The sequence below is a fragment of the Arthrobacter sp. 10T425 genome, from assembly GCF_056393985.1.
The window spans coordinates 210,206-223,309 of the sequence record NZ_JBFTGZ010000004.1 but is presented as its reverse complement, the minus strand read 5'-3'; the positions used below and the strand labels follow the sequence as shown (position 1 = coordinate 223,309).

General features: G+C 68.8%; 15 protein-coding genes. 8 read left to right on the top strand and 7 right to left on the bottom strand.

Annotated elements, in window-relative coordinates:
• Positions 1 to 23: 23 nt before the first annotated feature.
• Together AC1DDH_RS06835 and AC1DDH_RS06830 are read right to left on the bottom strand one after the other, a co-directional pair.
• Positions 24 to 809, bottom strand: a complete 786-nt coding sequence (locus AC1DDH_RS06835) for a sulfite exporter TauE/SafE family protein (RefSeq protein ID WP_476849642.1) — start codon at positions 807 to 809, stop codon at positions 24 to 26.
• A gap of 18 nt (positions 810 to 827) precedes the next feature.
• Positions 828 to 1,613, bottom strand: coding sequence for an ABC transporter ATP-binding protein (locus AC1DDH_RS06830; RefSeq protein ID WP_476955104.1), 786 nt, complete (start codon positions 1,611 to 1,613; stop codon positions 828 to 830).
• 132 nt (positions 1,614 to 1,745) lie between these two features.
• Here AC1DDH_RS06830 and serB point away from each other — a divergent pair, with 132 nt between their 5' ends.
• Complete coding sequence (serB, locus tag AC1DDH_RS06825) at positions 1,746 to 2,753, top strand: phosphoserine phosphatase SerB (RefSeq protein ID WP_476955103.1); 1,008 nt, start codon at positions 1,746 to 1,748, stop codon at positions 2,751 to 2,753.
• Between the two features lie 98 nt (positions 2,754 to 2,851).
• Here serB and AC1DDH_RS06820 read toward each other — a convergent pair whose 3' ends face one another.
• The 3 genes from AC1DDH_RS06820 to AC1DDH_RS06810 all read right to left on the bottom strand — a co-directional run bounded on the left by AC1DDH_RS06820 (position 2,852) and on the right by AC1DDH_RS06810 (position 5,199).
• Complete coding sequence (locus tag AC1DDH_RS06820; RefSeq protein WP_476849639.1) at positions 2,852 to 3,628, bottom strand: SDR family oxidoreductase; 777 nt, start codon at positions 3,626 to 3,628, stop codon at positions 2,852 to 2,854.
• Between the two features lie 148 nt (positions 3,629 to 3,776).
• Positions 3,777 to 4,196 (bottom strand): Hsp20/alpha crystallin family protein, encoded by a 420-nt coding sequence (locus tag AC1DDH_RS06815; RefSeq protein WP_028275538.1) that lies wholly within the window; start codon positions 4,194 to 4,196, stop codon positions 3,777 to 3,779.
• A 277-nt stretch (positions 4,197 to 4,473) separates the two neighbouring features.
• The gene (locus AC1DDH_RS06810; RefSeq protein ID WP_230008961.1) at positions 4,474 to 5,199 is read right to left on the bottom strand and encodes a beta-ketoacyl-ACP reductase; all 726 of its coding nucleotides are present in this window, start codon (positions 5,197 to 5,199) and stop codon (positions 4,474 to 4,476) included.
• A gap of 150 nt (positions 5,200 to 5,349) precedes the next feature.
• Between AC1DDH_RS06810 and AC1DDH_RS06805 the strand changes: the two genes are divergently transcribed.
• From AC1DDH_RS06805 to AC1DDH_RS06790, 4 genes are read left to right on the top strand one after another with little or no spacing between them, the layout of a single operon-like run.
• Entirely contained in the window at positions 5,350 to 5,814 is a 465-nt protein-coding gene (locus tag AC1DDH_RS06805) for a DUF3099 domain-containing protein (RefSeq protein ID WP_476955102.1), read from the top strand.
• Positions 5,811 to 6,104 (top strand): hypothetical protein, encoded by a 294-nt coding sequence (locus tag AC1DDH_RS06800; RefSeq protein WP_476955101.1) that lies wholly within the window; start codon positions 5,811 to 5,813, stop codon positions 6,102 to 6,104. Before AC1DDH_RS06805 ends, AC1DDH_RS06800 begins: the two co-directional genes overlap by 4 nt.
• Positions 6,105 to 6,983 (top strand): SURF1 family cytochrome oxidase biogenesis protein, encoded by an 879-nt coding sequence (locus AC1DDH_RS06795; RefSeq protein ID WP_476955100.1) that lies wholly within the window; start codon positions 6,105 to 6,107, stop codon positions 6,981 to 6,983. It abuts the gene before it with no gap.
• 3 nt (positions 6,984 to 6,986) lie between these two features.
• Positions 6,987 to 7,466 (top strand): YbaK/EbsC family protein, encoded by a 480-nt coding sequence (locus AC1DDH_RS06790; RefSeq protein ID WP_476948035.1) that lies wholly within the window; start codon positions 6,987 to 6,989, stop codon positions 7,464 to 7,466.
• 70 nt (positions 7,467 to 7,536) lie between these two features.
• On the opposite strand, the gene AC1DDH_RS06785 is transcribed toward AC1DDH_RS06790, so the two are convergent.
• Positions 7,537 to 9,135, bottom strand: a complete 1,599-nt coding sequence (locus AC1DDH_RS06785) for an ABC-F family ATP-binding cassette domain-containing protein (RefSeq protein WP_476855914.1) — start codon at positions 9,133 to 9,135, stop codon at positions 7,537 to 7,539.
• 315 nt (positions 9,136 to 9,450) lie between these two features.
• Here AC1DDH_RS06785 and AC1DDH_RS06780 point away from each other — a divergent pair, with 315 nt between their 5' ends.
• The 3 genes from AC1DDH_RS06780 to AC1DDH_RS06770 are packed head-to-tail and all read left to right on the top strand — an operon-like array spanning position 9,451 to position 11,530.
• Positions 9,451 to 10,098 carry a biotin transporter BioY gene (locus tag AC1DDH_RS06780; protein ID WP_476849634.1) on the top strand — a complete coding sequence of 216 codons (648 nt, stop codon included), beginning with the start codon at positions 9,451 to 9,453 and terminating at the stop codon, positions 10,096 to 10,098.
• On the top strand, positions 10,095 to 10,901 hold the full coding sequence (locus AC1DDH_RS06775; RefSeq protein ID WP_476955099.1) for an energy-coupling factor ABC transporter ATP-binding protein: 807 nt from the start codon (positions 10,095 to 10,097) through the stop codon (positions 10,899 to 10,901). Before AC1DDH_RS06780 ends, AC1DDH_RS06775 begins: the two co-directional genes overlap by 4 nt.
• Positions 10,898 to 11,530 carry an energy-coupling factor transporter transmembrane component T family protein gene (locus AC1DDH_RS06770; protein WP_476955098.1) on the top strand — a complete coding sequence of 211 codons (633 nt, stop codon included), beginning with the start codon at positions 10,898 to 10,900 and terminating at the stop codon, positions 11,528 to 11,530. Before AC1DDH_RS06775 ends, AC1DDH_RS06770 begins: the two co-directional genes overlap by 4 nt.
• 325 nt (positions 11,531 to 11,855) lie before the next feature.
• Here AC1DDH_RS06770 and AC1DDH_RS06765 read toward each other — a convergent pair whose 3' ends face one another.
• Positions 11,856 to 13,049 carry a thiolase family protein gene (locus tag AC1DDH_RS06765; protein WP_476955163.1) on the bottom strand — a complete coding sequence of 398 codons (1,194 nt, stop codon included), beginning with the start codon at positions 13,047 to 13,049 and terminating at the stop codon, positions 11,856 to 11,858.
• Positions 13,050 to 13,104: the final 55 nt, after the last annotated feature.

Here is a 13,104-nt window from a genome sequence, read left to right as displayed (position 1 = left end):
TTCCTGGGAGGCTGTTGGAAGGGCTATTTGAACAGGTTGGCGGTCATGAACCCCAGCGCCACCAGGCCCAGGGTGAAGATGACCCCGCGCAGGACCGCCGGGGAGAGCCGGCGCCCCACCCTGGAGCCAATCACGCCGCCGATCAGGGAGCTCACGGCGATCAGCCCGACCACACCCCAGTCGATCCGGTCGAAGGCGAACAGGAGGTAGGAGGCTGCGGCCACCACGTTCACGCCCAGGACCAGGAAGTTCTTCATCGCGTTGGCGTTCTGGATGGTCCCGGTCATGAACACGCCCAGGATGCCGACTAGCAGAATGCCTTGGGCCGCGACGAAGTAGCCGCCGTAGACGCCGGCGAGGTACACCAGCACCACGAGCAGGACACCGTGGCGGCGGTCCCGGATCGCGTGCTCGGGGTTCTCCTCGCGGTTCCTCACCCACCGCTGCAGCCGCGGCTGGAAGACCACCATCAGCAGGGCCAGCACGATCAGGACGGGGGCGGCGTAGTAGAAGACTTTCTCGGGCAGGTGCAACAGCAGATAAGCGCCGGTGACGGCACCCAGCAGGGAGGCCGGCAGGAGCCGGAGCAGCTGCTTGCCGCGGCCCTCGAGTTCTTTCCGGTAGCCCCAGGCGCCGGTGGCGTTGCCGGCCACGAGCCCCATGGCGTTGCTGATGGAGGCCGTGACGGGGGCGTAGCCCAGGGCGATCAGCACCGGGAACGTGACCAGGGTGCCGGATCCGACGACGCTGTTGATGGTGCCCGCCCACAGCCCGGCGAAGAATATGAGGGCGCTATTGAGGAGCTCCACGCGCGGTCAGCGGCCCCGTCAGCGGCTGGCGGTCGCGGTGTACCGGCCCGCGTTGACGCTGACGTCCAGCGGCAGGCCGAACGTTTCGCTCAGGTTTTCCGCCGTGAGGACCTCCCGCAGCGGGCCGGAAGCCACGACGCCGCCGTCGCGCATGAGCATCGCGTGCGTGAAGCCTGGCGGCACTTCTTCGAGGTGGTGGGTGACCAGGACGATCGCCGGGGCGGCGTCGTCGCGGGCGAGTTCGCTCAGGCGCTGGACCAGGTCCTCGCGGCCGCCGAGGTCGAGCCCCGCGGCCGGCTCGTCCAGGAGCAGGAGCTCGGGATCGGTCATGAGGGCGCGGGCAATCTGGACGCGCTTGCGCTCCCCCTCGGAAAGCGAGGCGAAGGGGCGGTTGAGCAGCGGGCCCATCCCCCACTCGTTCAGCAGCCCGAAGGCGCGCCGCTCGTCGTCCTTCTCGTAGCCCTCGCGCCAGCGGCCGGTCACGCCGTACGCGGCGGTGACCACCACGTTGAGGACCTTCTCGTGCTCGGGGATCTGGCTGGCCAGCGCAGCGGAGGACAGCCCGATCCGGGGGCGGAGCTCGAAGACGTCGACGGCGCCGAGGACTTCCTCGAGGATGCCCGCCATTCCGGAGGTCGGGTGGATGCGGGCCGCGGCCAGCTGGAGGAGCGTGGTCTTGCCGGCGCCGTTGGGGCCCAGGATCACCCAGCGTTCGCCCTCTTTGACCTGCCAGTCGACCTTGTCCAGGAGCGTCTTCGCCCCACGTACAACACTGACCCCGGCCATTTCAAGAACATCACTCATAGGAGTAGACACTAGGACAAAAAAGCGGGTGACTGATAACCGGCGCCGCGCCCTGCCGTGGAGCGTCACGCGGCGCCCGCCCGGGCGCAACGAATTCGGGCCGCCCGCCGCCCGCTCGCTAGGATTGAGGCCATGAGTTCGAACGTGACCGCAGTGAGCTACGGCCTGAAACTGTCCCTTCCCGACATCCAGCGGCTGCGTTCGCTCCTGACGGCCGCCGGGCTGGGCGTCGGGGCGGAAACCCGGACCGGCGACGCCCGCTTCGAGGTGTACGCCGTCGACTGCGCCCTGGACAGTGTGCAGGACGACTCACTGGACTCCTCCCGGGGCGACTCCCAGGCCGGCGGAGTGGACAGCCGCCCGGACACCGGACGGGACGGACGGACTGCCGACGCCGCCACAGCCGCCGCGGTTGCGGAAGCCCGCCTGGACGGTGCGCGCCGTGCGCTGGCGGCCGCCGGCATCGAGGGCGTCGACACGGCCCTGGTTCCGGCAGCACTGCGCAGCGCGCCCCGGAAGTTCCTCATCATGGACGTGGACTCCACCCTCATCCAGCAGGAAGTAATCGAGCTGCTGGCCGCCTACGCCGGCAAGCGCGAGGAAGTGACGGCGGTGACCGAGGCGGCCATGCGCGGCGAGCTGGACTTCGCCCAGAGCCTGCACGCCCGGGTGGCGGTCCTCGCGGGGCTGCCCGCGGACGTCGTCGAGTCGGTCCGCGCCGAGGTCAGGCTGACCGAGGGCGCCGCCGAGCTGGTGGCGGCGTTCCAGGCTGCCGGCCATGCCGTGGCCGTCGTGTCCGGCGGCTTCAACCAGATCCTCCAGCCGATCGCCGAAGACCTGGGGCTGCACTACTGGATCGCGAACGAACTCGAAATCGTCGACGGCGCTTTGACCGGCAAGGTGCTCGGCGACGTGATCGACCGGGCGGCCAAGGAGAAGTACCTGCGCGAATGGGCTGCGGCCGAGGGCATCCCGATGGAACACACGATCGCCGTGGGCGACGGCGCGAACGACCTCGACATGCTGGGCGCCGCCGGGATCGGCATCGCCTTCAACGCGAAGCCGGCCGTCCGCGCTGCCGCGGACGCCGTCGTCAACCTTCCCTATCTTGACGCCGTCCGGTATATCGCCGGAGTCTGATGCATTAACCGGGAAGGCACGTTCCGGCAATGTTTAGTCAAACATTGCCGGGACGTGCCTTCTCTACGCGCCATCCCGGCGCGCGTGGCGGCCTGCGCCTAGCTGGAGCTCTTATCCGCTGCCTGGTCCGCGGTCTTACCGAAATAATCCGCACCGCCAACGTATTCCGTGTGGCCGGTTTCGACGTCGGCCGAGGCCATCTTGGCGACCTCCGCTGCAAACTCCTTGACCGAGTACAGCTTGCCGGCTTCTGCGCGGCGGGCCTCGATGGCGCCGGGGTTGGACCGGTCAAGCAGGGTGGCCGTGACGGTGCCCTCGATCATGTCGCCGGAGACGACCACGAGCGTGATCCCCTTCTCGGCCAGGTTCGGGACCAGTGCCCGGAGTGCATCCTCGCCGGCGCGCTTGCTGCGGGCCACGGGCTCGTACTCGGGCATGGTGGGCACCGTGTCGATGAAGTGGGCCTGGTGGCTGGTCACGAAGACCACGCGCGAGCCGTGGGGCATGAGCGCGACGGCGGCGTTGAGCATGTTCACCTGGGCGTCGCGGTTCAGCTTCAGCGCGTAGCCCTCTTCCATGCCGGTCTCCATGCCGCCGGAGGCGTTGAGGACCAGGAGGTCGAGCGAGCCGAAGTTCTCCATCGCGGCGCTGGCGAGGGCCTGGACGCCTTCCTGGGTGGTGAGGTCCGCCCCGACGGCCGCGGCACGGCCGCCGTCGGCTTCGATCTCGGCGACGACCTTGTTGGCGCGCGGCGCCTTCTGGCGGTAGTTGACGACGACGGCCGCACCCTCGGCGGCGAGGATTTTGGCCACTTCGGCGCCGATTCCGCGCGACGAACCGGTCACGATCGCAGTCTTGTTCTCCAGCAGTCCCATACGAGCTCCTTTGTTCCAAACGTCCAAATACTGTGGGTCTGCAATCCATCATGCCAGCGGACCGCGCCATTACAGTTGTTCAGCATCCACAAAGAAGCCCCGGCGGCGTAGTTCCGTCGTCACGTGGCTTGAACATGCCGGGGGTGGGTCAGCCGCGGTCGATCCGGATCTTCGTCGTCGCTTCACCGGTCACAACCTTGGGCGCCGGTGCGCGGACTTCCAGGACGCCGTCCTTGTACGTGGCGGTGATGTCTTCTTCCCTCACCCCTGCGGGCAGCGCGATGCTCCGGGCGGCCCGGCCGTAGCGGAACTCCGAGCGGTAACCGTCCTTGCTCTTGTGCTCGGACGACTCCCGCCGCTCCACCGCAATATTTAGCACGCCCTCGCCGACCGAGACGTCGACGTCCCGGTCCGGGTCGATCCCCGGCGCTTCCGCCCGCACCACCAGGGTGGTGCCCTCCTGGAACTGTTCGATCTTGATCCCTGGCGCTATGGACAGATCACCGTCAAGGAAGCGGCGGACCGGTTCCAGCATGTCCGAGGGCGTCCATTTGCTGAGATCACTCATGATTTCCTCCTGCGTCCACGCCCCTGCCGCGGCATGGTCAGGGGCTGTGAGCCCATTACACGCTCCAGGAGCCCCGGAGCCAAGGGCAAAAAGGCCCGCCGCGGACCCCGGCACGGAAAAGTATGCGTCTCCAGTGGCCCGGTCCGGGTTGCAATAGACAGCGGACTCAGAACAAGCGGACACAGAACAAGCGGACACAGCACAGCGGACGAGGGCGGAATCCGCCGTCGTCCGCTGTGCTCCGCAGGAGTCCTGCGTCGTCCTGCTGTGTCAGGGGCTAGTGGCCCATTCCGAGGCCGCCGTCGACCGGAATGACCGCACCGGAAATGTACGACGCCTCGTCGCTGGCGATCCAGCGCACGACGTTGGCGACCTCGGAGGCCTCGGCGAAGCGGCCGGCGGGAACCTTGGTCAGGTAGTCCTTCTGCGTGGCCTCGGGCAGCTCGGCCGTCATGTCGGTGTTGATGAAGCCGGGCGCGACGACATTCGCGGTGATCCCGCGTGCGCCGAGCTCGCGGGTGAGCGACCGGGCGATGCCCACCAGGCCTGCCTTGGAGGCGGAGTAGTTGATCTGGCCCGGCGCGCCGTAGAGGCCGGAGACGGAGGAAATCAGCACCACGCGGCCCTTGCGCGCCCGGATCATGCCCTTGGATGCGCGCTTGATCACCCGGAAGGCGCCCGTGAGGTTCGTGTCGATCACCGAGGTGAAGTCGTCTTCGCTCATCCGCATCAGGAGCGTGTCCTTGGTGATGCCGGCATTGGCCACAAGGACTTCCACCGGGCCGTGGGCGGCTTCGACTTCCGCGAACGCGGCGTCCACCGACGCTTCGTCCGTGACGTCCGCCTTGACGCCGAGGATGCCCTCGGGCAGCGACGATTCGCTGCGGAAGGTCACGGCCACCTTGTCGCCGTTGGCCAGGAAGGACTCGGCGATGGCCAGGCCGATCCCGCGGTTTCCGCCGGTGATCAGAACGCTGCGGCCAGTGGTGGATGTGTCAGTCATATGGGGCTCCGGGATTCTGCGGCAGGGAGGGCCGCGCTGGGGGCTGGAATTTTCCTGCCTCCGATCTTAGCGCCCGGTTCGCTTCCGTTTGGGCGGCTCCGCCGATGGTGAGAGAATCGAAGTAAGCCTTGGGAGCGTGATCTGACAGCCGTGACACTCAAAAACCGACCCGGTGCTCATGTGCCCGGGAGGCCGGACTCCGAGTCCGGCGGTACCGAGGTGCACAGCATCACCGACGCTGCTGCTGCGCACTCGGACGAGATGCACCAGCGGATGGTGAAGTATGCCATCGCCATGGGCATCCGCATGGTCTGCCTGATCCTGATTTTTGTCGTGGATGGTTGGTTCAAGCTCCTGCCGATTGCCGGCGCCGTCTTCCTGCCCTGGGTGGCGGTGGTGATCGCCAACGGCAGCGACAAGGCGGAAATCCACAGTGACTCGCTCCTGGACTATGCTCCGCTCGCAGAGCTGGACGCACCGGAAACCGCGGGCCCCGCCGGGCAGGATCCAAACGGGCAGGATCTGAGCGACGGCGCAGACGGTGCAGGGACGCTGCTGCAGGGTGAGCTGATCGAAGATGAGAACGACGACGACCACGGACGGGCAGCTTCATGAATCTCTTTGACCTGGCCGGGACCGGTGGGGACAAGGCCGCGGCCCCCGGCACCGTCTGCTCGCGGAAAGCCTGCCGCGCGGCGGCGGAATGGCAGCTGCTGTGGAACAATCCCAAGATCCACACCCCGGAGCGGCGCAAGATCTGGCTGGCGTGCGGGGAGCACCGCGCGTGGCTTGAGGACTACCTCCAGACGCGCGGACTGTGGAAAGAGACTGTGGTCCTCGGCACAGAGAACGTCCCCCTCCCGGCAGTGACCGCCCCTCTCGACCCGTCAGGCAGGATCGGCTGAATGTACCGCTTTCTCTTCTCCAGTAAATGGCTGGGGTACTTGTTGCTGGCCGCGATCTTCGCTGCCGGCTGCGTTGGGCTGGGCCGGTGGCAGATGGACCGCCGCGCCGAGACCCTGGCCGAAATCAACCGGGTGGTCTCCAACTACTCGGCCACCCCTGTCCCGTTCGCCGATGTCCGGGACCAGTTCGGCCGGCTGAATCCGGAGCGGGAGTGGACCCAGGTGGAACTGAAGGGCAGCTACGACGCCGCCGGCCAGCGCATTGTCCGCAACCGCCCGCTCAACGGCCAGCCCGGCTACGAGGTGGTGGTTCCCTTCAAGCTTCAGTCCGGCGAAACCGTGGTGATCGACCGTGGCTGGCTGCCCATCGGCAACAACACCCCGGGACGGCCCGACTCAGTGCCTGCCCCGCCGCAGGGGCCGGTGACGGTGGTTGCCCGCCTCAAGCCGGCCGAGCCCGAGCTGCAGCGCGGCGCCCCTGACGGACAGCTGGCCTCGATCGACCTCTCCGCCTATTCCGGGCAGCTGGGCTATCCGCTGCTGACGGGCGCCTACGGACAGCTGGCCTCCGAGTCGCCGTCGGTTCAGGACATGCCGTTCCCGTTCCCTAAACCGACCACTGATGAAGGCACCCACCTGTCCTACTCCCTGCAGTGGTTCGCGTTCGGCGTGCTGATGTTCGTCGGGTTCGGCTACGCGGCCAGGCAGCAGGCCCGCAACGCCGCGATCGACGCGGAGGACGCCGAAGCGGAGGCCGCCGAGGGCGTGTTCCTGCACTCCAGCGGCCCGGTGGCCCGCCGTCGTCCTGCTCCGCGGAAGCGCAAGAACGCGACGGCGGAAGAAGAGGAAGACGCCATCCTCGACGCCCAGGGGTTCTGAGCGATGAGCCCTGACGCCTTTCCCGGGCCGGTGGCCAACGTCAAGCGTGCCCTCACCGCCCTGGGCGCCCAGGACACCGTGACGGTGTTCGACGCGAAGGTGCCGACGGCGGCAGCGGCCGCCGCGGCGCTGGGCTGCGATGTCGCGGCGATCACCAACAGCCTGGTGTTTGAGCTCGGGGGCACCCCGCTGCTCATCCTGGCCAGCGGCGCGGCCAAGGTGGACGTCCGCAAGGTCGCGGACCGGCTGGGCACGGGCAAGATCCGTCGTGCCTCCCCCGAGTTCGTCCTGGCCCACACCGGCCAGGAGGTGGGCGGCGTCGCCCCGGTAGGCCACCCGGAGAAGATCCGGACTCTGCTGGATGAGTCGTTGTCGGCCCACCGCGTGCTCTGGGCGGGGGCAGGGGATCACAACTCGATGTTCTCGATCAGCTACGCGGACCTGCACCGGATCACAGGCGCGGAAGAGATGCCGGTCCGCTGACCCGGCTGCCTCGCTGCTGGGGCCGTTTTCCGTGCCGGGAACGGCCCCCGCTTCGGGTCGGTTGGGTGACTTACGCCAGCGTGATGAGGTCCAGGTAGTCTTCGTTCCAGTGGTCCTCGATGCCGTCGGGAAGCAGGACGACACGCTCCGGGTTGAGCGCCTCGACGGCGCCCTCATCGTGGCTCACGAGGACGACGGCGCCGGTGTAGTTGCTCAGGGCCCCGAGGATTTCGGCGCGGCTGGCGGGGTCCAGGTTGTTGGTGGGTTCGTCGAGGAGCAGCACGTTCGCGCTCGAGGCCACGATGGTGGCCAGCGCCAGCCGGGTCTTCTCGCCGCCGGAGAGCACACCGGCGGGCTTGTCGACGTCGTCGCCGGAGAACAGGAATGAGCCCAGGATGTTGCGGACTTCCGCGTCGTTCATGTCCGGGGCGGAGGAGCGCATGTTCTGCAGGACAGTGCGGTCCACGTCGAGCGTCTCGTGCTCCTGCGCGTAGTAGCCCACCTTCAGGCCGTGGCCCGCAACGACTTCGCCGGTGTCCGGCTTGTCGACGCCGGCCAGCATCCGCAGCAGCGTGGTCTTGCCGGCGCCGTTGAGGCCCAGGATGACCACCTTGGACCCGCGGTCAATGGCAAGGTCGACGTCGGTGAAGATCTCCAGCGAGCCGTAAGACTTGCTGAGGCCGTCCGCGGTGAGCGGGGTCTTGCCGCAGGGGGACGGATCCGGGAAGCGCAGTGCTGCCACGCGGTCGGTCGCGCGGACGGCTTCGAGGCCGCCGAGCAGGCGCTCGGCGCGCTTGGCCATGTTCTGGGCGGCGACGGCTTTTGTGGCCTTGGCGCGCATTTTGTTGGCCTGGTCGATGAGGACCTGGGCCTTCTTCTCCGCATTGGCCCGTTCACGCTTGCGGGCGCGCTCGTCCGTTTCGCGCTGGTTGAGGTAGCGCTTCCAGTCCATGTTGTAGAAGTCGATCTGCGCGCGGTTGGGGTCGAGGAGGAAGACCTTGTTGACGGTCGCTTCAAGCAGTTCGGTGTCGTGGCTGATGACAATCAGCCCGCCCTGGTGGTTCTTGAGGAACTCACGGAGCCAGGAGATGGAATCGGCGTCGAGGTGGTTGGTGGGCTCATCGAGGAGCATGGTTTCGGCGTCCGAGTACAGGATGCGCGCAAGCTCGACGCGGCGCCGTTGTCCACCGGACAGGGTCTTGAGCGGCTGGTTCAGCAGCCGGTCCGGCAGGGCGAGGTTCGAGCAGATCGCTGCCGCCTCGGCTTCGGCGGCATAGCCGCCGGCGGCCAGGAATTCGGATTCAAGCCGGTCATAGCGGTTCATCGCCTTGCGCTGGACCGTAGCGTCCTCGCTGGCCATCTCTTCGTGCGCCAGGCGGAGCTTGCCCACGGCAATGTCCAGGCCGCGGACGGACAGGATCCGGTCCCGCGCGAGCTGCTCCATGTCCGGGGTGCGCGGATCCTGCGGCAGGTAACCGATTTCGCCGGTGCGGGTTACCTTGCCGGCGGCGGGCAGGCCCTCGCCCGCGAGCACCCGGGTCAGCGTTGTCTTGCCTGCACCGTTACGGCCGACCAGACCGATCTTGTCTCCCTTGTCGATCCGGAAGCTCACCTGGTCCATGAGGAGGCGGGCGCCGGCGCGCAGTTCGAGATCCTGGACGGTAATCAATGCAGCTAAGGCCTTTCACAACAGGGAATACCGCGGCACGACGGGTGGAGTCTGGGCGGGGCCGGGGCAGGGCGATGCGAGAGCACGGCCTCTGCAAGTCTACCGGCACCACCCCGGCTCCATGACATTGGCACGAATGGCAGTAGGCAGCCGCCGTCGCGATGCTGGCCCGGCCGGCTGGCCGTGTTCATTGGCGGTGCCCTCCAGCAACCGGGCCGCGCGTTAGTGGGGCGCCTACAAAAAACAGTCCCCGCCGCGACCGTACAGTCGATATCACAATCCATATTTCCGCCGCAGCACCCCGACAGGAACATCATGACGCAAACCGACCGTCCCGCCGCAGCCAGGACCCCGCGCCGCCGGGTCCGCTGGAATGCCACCGACCTTGGCCTCATCGCCGTCTTCGCCGCCCTGGTGGCCGCTTCGGCACTGATCGCCGCCATTCCCGTAGGCGGCCTCGGCGTGCCCATCACGCTGCAGACCCTAGCCGTCATGCTCACGGGCCTGGCCCTGGGCCCTGGCCGGGCCTTCGCCGCCGTCGGCCTGTACCTGCTCCTGGGCTTCGCCGGCTTGCCGATCTTCAGTGGCGGCCGCAGCGGGCTGGGCGTCCTCGCCGGACCCTCCGCCGGCTACATCATCGGGTTCCTGCTGGCCGCCACGGCCGTCGGCTGGCTGACCGTCGTCGTGCTCAAGCGCACCGCCAACCGCAAAGGCAGACTGCGTGCCATCCTCTTGTTCGCCGCCGCCATGGTGAGCAGCATCGTCTTCATCCACGGCCTGGGCATCCTGGGCATGATGGTCAACGCCAAGCTGGACTTCTCCAAAGCCTTCCTGGCCGATCTCGTGTTCTACCCCGGCGACATCATCAAGAACGTCCTGGCCGTCAGCATCGCCTTGGCCCTGCACAAGGCCTTCCCGGACCTGCTGCTGCGCCGTGTCCGGACGGTTGACACCCGCCCGTGAGCATCATCGTCCTGGACCGGGTTTCGGTGCGGGTGCCGGTTGACGGCCGCCCCGCACCCAAGACGCTGCTCCAGGAGTTTTCGCTCGACCTGACGGAACGGCGAATCGGGGTTATCGGGGCCAACGGCTCGGGCAAGTCCACCCTCCTGAGGCTCCTGAACGGCCTCGTGGCACCCAGCGACGGCACCGTGAGAGTCGACGGCGCCGATACCGTCCGGGCCGTCCGTGAGGTCCGCCGCCGCGTGGGCTTCGTGTTCACCGACCCGCTCTCCCAGCTCGTCATGCCCACCGGACGCGAGGATGTGGAACTGTCCCTGCGCCGCTCCATCCGCAACGCCACCGAGCGCAGGGCCCACGCGGAGTCGGTCCTGGAACGCTTCGGCCTCCTGCCGCTGGCGGACCAAAGCATCTATGAGCTCTCCGGCGGCGAACGCCAGCTCCTGGCGCTGGCCGCGGTCCTGGCCGTCGATCCGGAGGTGCTGGTCCTGGACGAGCCGTCCACGCTGCTGGATCTGCGGAACCGCGAACTCCTGCGGCGCACCCTCGCCGGGCTCCGCCAGCAGGTGATTCTGTCCACCCACGACCTCGAGCTGGCCCTGGACATGGACCGCGTCCTGGTGGTGGACGCCGGGAAGGTGGTGTTCGACGGCGAACCGGCGGCCGCCGTCGCCCGTTACCGCGCCCTGAGCGCGGCGGGCCTGCCAGCGGCTGACGGCATCCCAGCCGGCGGTGGGCTCGGCGGCGTAGCCGGCGGCCGGCTGGAGCGGGCCGTGCCCGACCAGGCCCGGCGGGAGCAGGCGTGAGCGGCCACGGCTTCCTGCTGGCGGCGTATGTGCCGGGCTCGTCCCTGATCCACCGTGCGCCGCTGTGGCTGAAGTTCCTGCTGGTCGTTGGGTGCGGAATGACGTCGTTCCTGATCGCGGACTGGGCCGTGTCGGCTGTCATGCTGGTGCTGCTCTGCGGACTGTTCCTGCTCAGCGGGGCCGGCCCGGCCCGGCTGTTCCGCGCGGTGCGTCCGGTTCTTCCGGTACTCGTGGCGATCGGGCTTTTCCAGTGGTGGCAGCTGGGCGCACCGACCGCCGCCCGGATCGTCCTGAACGTCCTGGTCTGCGTCGTCGCGGCGTCAATCCTGACCGCCACCACTCCCGTGCAGGCACTCCTCGACGGCGTGGCGTCGCTTGCCCGGCCGTTCCGGCGCTTCGGTGCGGACCCGGAACGCTTCGCCCTGACCATCGCCATCATGCTCCGCAGCATCCCGTTCGTTGCCGGGGCCTACACGGACGTGCGCGACTCGGCCCGGGCGCGCGGGCTCGAACGCAACCCGCGGGCCCTGGTGTTGCCCGTCTTCATCAGCACGGTGGCCTTCGCCCGGCAGACCGGCGAAGCCCTCGCCGCCCGTGGGCTGGGCGAGCCGGAGGACCCGGAAGACTAGGCCGCCCGGACGCCCGGCCCGCGGCTCCCCTGCCTCCCCCGGTGGACATGCCCTCCCCCGGCCGCGAACTGCTCCCCGGGAGTCGGAACTGAATATCTCAGTCCAACTTCCGGGGAGCAGTTCACCGCCGCAAGTGGAGATTTGGCCTATATGTCCACCCTGCGCCGCGAAGAATGGGCATGTCCCCCCGGTGTCCAGGCGAAGAATGGGCATGCCCTCCCCTGCCCGCAGCCAGTGAACATGTGGCCCATATGTCCACTCCTCGTGCCCAGGACTGGGCATGTCCCCCGCCGGCACCTGCCACGCACATGTCCCCCTCCCGGGGTCAGGTCAGGCGCGCGTACCCCAGCAGCGCGGCCGTGCCCATGCCGCCTGCGATGCTGATCATCGCCAGGGCTAGCTGGCCCGGCTCGGCGGACCTGCGTGCTTGTGCGAGCAGCCGGGTGACCAGCACCGCGCCCGAGGCTCCATAGGCGTGACCGAGGGCCAGGGCGCCGCCGTCGAGGTTGGCCTGGTCCGGGTCGATTCCCAACTGGTCAAAGCACGCGAGCGTCTGGGCCGCGAAGGCCTCGTTGAATTCCACCAGGCCCACGTCCGCGGCCGTCAGTCCGTGTGCCGCGAGGAGCCGTTCGGCCGCCGCGGCCGCGCCGATGCCGAGGAGCTGCGGCGCCACCCCGGCAGTGTCGGTTCCCAGGACCAGCAGCCCGTCGGCGGCGCCCAGCTGCCGGGCCCGCTCCATGGACGTGACAACGACGGCGGCGGCACCGTCGGCGTCGAAACAGGAGTTACCGGCCGTGACCGTGCCGCCGCTGGCAAATACAGGCGGGAAACGGGCCATCAGGGCCGGGCCAAGACTCGGCCGCGGACCGTCGTCGGCTGCCGCGGACCCCCCGGAGCCGGCGGCGAGGGGCACGATTTCGGCGTCGAACGTCCCGGCGGCCGCGGCTGCCAAGGCGCGTTGGTGGCTGCGGAGCGCGAAAGCGTCCTGGCGTTGCCGGCTGATGCCGAAGTGGGCGGCGACGTTTTCGGCCGCCACCCCCATGTCGGGGTCGCCGAAGCTCAGCGGCGCGAACTGGGCCCGGCTGTAGAAGTCCGGGCTGCCGTCGTCGTTGCGGTGGGCGCGGAGCGGAGCTGTGCTGATGCTCTCGACGCCGCCTGCAAGGTACAGGCCGCCGCCGCCCGCCGCGACCAGCCGGGAGGCCAGGACGATCGCGTCCAGACCGGAGCCGCATTGCCGGTCCACGGTGACGCCGGGGACGGTGACCGGCAGGCCCGCCTCCAGCGCGGCGAGCCGGGCAACGTTCCCGCCGCCGCCCACGGCGTTGCCGATCACGACGTCGGTCACGGCCTCTGCGGTTGCGCCGGCGCCGGCATCGGCGAGCAGGCTGCGGAGCACCGGAGCCAGGAGTTCGTGAGCGCGCAGCTTCTTCAGGGCCCCGTTGGCCCGGCACAGCGGCGTCCGGCGCGCGGCGATGATCACCGGCTGCCTGTCCTCAGGCAGCAGCCCCGGGAAAGACAGCCCGGGAACAGACCGCCCGGGGAACGACGTCCCGCGGGTCGGCCGCCCGGGTGCT